The 1,860-nt window shown below is 59.2% G+C and carries 2 protein-coding genes; both read right to left on the reverse strand.

The window, feature by feature from the left end; genetic code table 11:
- Nucleotides 1-261 (reverse strand): recombinase family protein (locus ET21_RS0114455; RefSeq protein WP_030540245.1); only part of this gene is annotated, 261 nt, incomplete at its 3' end.
- Between the two features lie 142 nt (nucleotides 262-403).
- Nucleotides 404-1,860: Tn3 family transposase (locus tag ET21_RS0114460; RefSeq protein ID WP_037471044.1), on the reverse strand; the 1,457-nt coding region annotated here is incomplete at its 5' end.

Here is a 1,860-nt window from a genome sequence, read left to right on the forward strand (position 1 = left end):
GGCTCCCTTCTGGTCGAGTTCATGAACCAGATTGAGAACATCGCGTGTGGAGCGACCGAGCCGATCGAGACGCAGGACGACGAGTTCGTCATCGGCGCGCAGGAACTGCATGATCGTCTCAAGCTCCGTGCGTCCAGTGCGCGATGCGCCCGAGCCTGTTTCGGAGCGGAGGATTTCACAGCCCGCTGCCTTCAACCGGGCAACCTGGATGTCGAGATCCTGGTCGATGGTGCTGACGCGGGCGTAGCCGACGCGGGTCATGGGCAAATCCGTCACATTAGGGTGGCTTTGCCCTCGTACAGTAACATTGGTGACGGAACCACCCTTTTGTGACATGTCGTATATGTCACTTCCGATCGTCACGTTCGGGTGTACCCAAATGGTGCGAGCGGAAAGGCCCCGGTCAGGCAGCAAGCCGCCCAAAATCGATCCGGCTATTCAGATCGAGGTCGAAGCGGCCATAAGGATTGACGTGGCTGTAAATCAGCGGTGTGAGGCCGCGATAATCATCCGGCGTCATCCGGCCCGTCCATTTCGGTTCCACCAGCACGCTCTGAAGCATTCGGGTGTTCACATAGACAAGCGACGCTTGCAGCAAATGTAGCGCCAGGACCGAGAGCTGCTGCTCATCGATGCGGTTAGTGGCGATCTCGCCGCCCTTGCCGAAGAAAACGAACCCATTGGCACTGTTCCAGTTTTCAACGACATTCAGGCCTTCATGAATTTCGCGGCGGAAGGACTCCTCGCGCAGATACCGGCACAGGAAGATCGTCTTGACCGCGCGGCCCAGCTCACTCAACGCCTTGTAGGTCGGGTGCATCACCTCGGAGCGGCTAAACCGGCGCAGGATCGCCTCCGGGTCGGCGGTTTTTGTCTGCATCGCGGCTGCATATTTGACCATCTCGTCATATTGCTGCTCGATCTCATCCCAGTTGATCGGACTGGAGAGGATCGGCTGCAAGTGGGGAAGCCGCGTTCGCATGCCGACATCGGGAAGAGCCAGCTTCTGGCGAGCGATCGCTTTCAGGCGGGGTGCAAGCTCAAATCCGAGAAGCCGGCAAAATGCAAAGCCAACCGCGCTTTGGCCATGACTATCAACATATTGTCGCTGGATTTCCATGTCGGTGCAATGGCGCAGCACGCCCTCGATCATGGAGGCGACCTCGGAGGAAGAGCAGCGCTTGAGCTGGGAATAGACGCATGTCGCGCGTCGTTCGACATGCCAGTAGATCATGACGCCCCGTCCACCATAACGCGCATGCCATTCCGTCATCAGGTTGCGATCCCAGGCTCCGAACTTTGTGGAATCTGACGCACAGGCCGTGCCGGCGTCCCCCCAGACTGCAGCATTGCGGATTGCCAGGGTCGCATTCGCAACCCTGGCACACGCCTCCTTGAGCGCCGCGGCATGAACGAAGCGGCGATGGACATGCAGCAGCTCTTCATAGCTGACATCGGGGGTGGCGCCGGCGATCCGCTTGAGCCCGGCATTCGTTCCCAGGCCGTAGAGGCATAGCAGGAGACGTTGATCCAGCGCGGTTTTCGGCAGTGCAACACGCGAGGCCGATGTTTCGAACGCTTCGAGAAGTCCCGTATCAAGGGCAGCCTCCTTCAGTACGTCGAGCAGCCCGGTCATCGGCCAGCGTTGGCCGATCTCGGTCTTGATCGAGGCGAGACCCCTGGGTTCGGGCAAGGGTTTGAACGGGGTGAGAGATATACGGTTCTCGCCGCGCCACAGCAGCCGAACCTTGTCGTTCCGGGGAATATTGGCATTGAGGAGCAACAGTTCCTGAGCAAGCTCTTCCCGGATGGCGCTTGAAAATGCACGCGCATCCGCCGTCAGGTTCAATCCTGTGTAAT

The sequence above is a fragment of the Sphingobium sp. DC-2 genome, from assembly GCF_000722555.1.
GTDB classification, from domain to species: domain Bacteria; phylum Pseudomonadota; class Alphaproteobacteria; order Sphingomonadales; family Sphingomonadaceae; genus Sphingobium; species Sphingobium quisquiliarum.